This is a genomic window from Dermacoccus sp. NHGro5 (genome assembly GCF_017565385.1).
Classification (GTDB): Bacteria; Actinomycetota; Actinomycetes; order Actinomycetales; family Dermatophilaceae; genus Dermacoccus; species Dermacoccus nishinomiyaensis.
Genome location: NZ_JAGEKQ010000054.1, coordinates 1 through 1830 on the forward strand (window position 1 = coordinate 1; position 1830 = coordinate 1830).

1 protein-coding gene is annotated in these 1830 nt (G+C 66.4%); it reads left to right on the plus strand.

What is annotated here, in order from left to right; all coding sequences use genetic code 11:
* Nucleotides 1–293: 293 nt before the first annotated feature.
* On the plus strand, nt 294–1601 hold the full coding sequence (locus J4Z35_RS14005) for an ISL3 family transposase (RefSeq protein ID WP_083604063.1): 1308 nt from the start codon (nt 294–296) through the stop codon (nt 1599–1601).
* Nucleotides 1602–1830: the final 229 nt, after the last annotated feature.

The window sequence follows — 1830 nt, forward strand, 5'->3', positions numbered from 1 at the left end:
CTCCCCGACGTCGGCGACGGTCGCCGCGTCGCCGCCGACCCGCGGTGTCCAGGTCGGTCTGAGCCACGAGGGGGTCGCGAGGTCGGTCACCACGCCATTCAATCAGCCGCTGCATCCTGACGACGGCGCGAGCACCCCGCGCAGCACATGGAGATCTTCGAAGCTGAAACCGGCTCTTCACAGATGAGGGTGTAGCGCGTAGTCAAGGATCGAACGGCGTGGCGCTGCCCGGGTAGGCGTCGAGGCCTTCCGATGATGGAAGTTCTCACACTGCCCATCTGGAAGACCTCGACGTGCCTGACGCTACCTTCACCGACCCTGACCTGACCATGTTCTGCCGCTTGAATGAGCTCGGCCTTGAGGCCACCGGTCAGCGCCTCGAGCCCGCCGGTGCGGTCCTGGCCTGTCGAGTCGTCGAACCCGACCGCTGGTGCCGACGCTGTGGCTGTGAAGGAACCGCGCGCGGCACGGTTGTCCGCCGGCTGGCCCACGAGCCGTTGGGGTGGCGTCCGACGACGTTGGAGGTCACGGTCCGCCGCTACCGGTGCACCGGCTGCGGCCACGTGTGGCGCCAAGACACGTCTTTGGCGGCCGAGCCACGCGCGAAGCTCTCCCGGCGAGGGCTGGCGTGGGCGCTGGAGGGCATCGTCATCGCCCACCTGACGGTCGCGCGGGTCGCTGAGGGGCTCGGGGTTGCGTGGAACACCGCCAACGATGCCGTCCTGGCCCAGGGCACACGCGTCCTGATCGAGGACCCGAACCGCTTCGACGGCGTCCGCGTGCTCGGCGTCGACGAGCACGTCTGGCGGCACACACGCAAAGGCGACAAATACGTGACCGTGATCATCGACCTGACCCCGATCCGCGACCGCAGCGGCCCAGCACGACTGCTGGACATGGTCGAGGGCCGCTCCAAGCGAGTCTTCAAGGAGTGGCTCGCCGCTCGCCCTCAGGCATGGCGTGAGGCCATCGAAGTCGTCGCGATGGATGGCTTCACCGGGTTCAAGAGCGCCACCGCCGAGGAACTGCCCGACGCGGCTGCGGTGATGGATCCCTTCCACGTCGTGCGCCTTGCCGGTGATGCCCTCGACCAGTGCCGACGCCGAGTCCAGCAGGAACTGCACGGGCACCGCGGCCGCAAAGACGACCCGCTCTACCGTGCGCGTAGAACGTTGCACACCGGCGCGGGCCTGCTCACCGACAAGCAGCAGACCCGCCTGCAGGAGCTGTTCGTGCTCGAGGAGCACGTGCCCGTCGAGGCGACCTGGGGGATCTACCAGCGAATGATCGCGGCCTACCGCGAGAAGGACCGATCCCTCGGCCGCGCGGCGATGGAGGCGCTCATCGACGCCGTCAGCCAAGACGTCCCCGCCGGGCTGGACGAGTTGCGCAAGCTCGGTCGGACCCTGAAGGCTCGCGCCACCGACGTGCTGGCCTACTTCGAGCGGCCTGGCACCAGCAATGGCCCCACAGAGGCGATCAACGGACGCCTGGAGCACCTGCGCGGCTCGGCCCTGGGCTTCCGCAACCTGACCAACTACATCGCCAGATCCCTGCTCGAGTCCGGCGGATTCAGACCTCAACTACACCCTCATCTGTGAAGAGCCCGTTTGCAATGGTCCGTCGGTCTAAGGACCTGCTGCGCTCAGACATGGAATTCCCCCGTTTAGTAAAGGATTGAGTAGGTCTTTACGTTAGGCAGCGTAGGGGGCCTGTGCTATCCCAGGCAAGACGACCCATCGCCGAATGATGACTGGCTCTTCACAGATGAGGGTGTAGTTGAGGTCTGAATCCGCCGGACTCGAGCAGGGATCTGGCGATGTAGTTGGT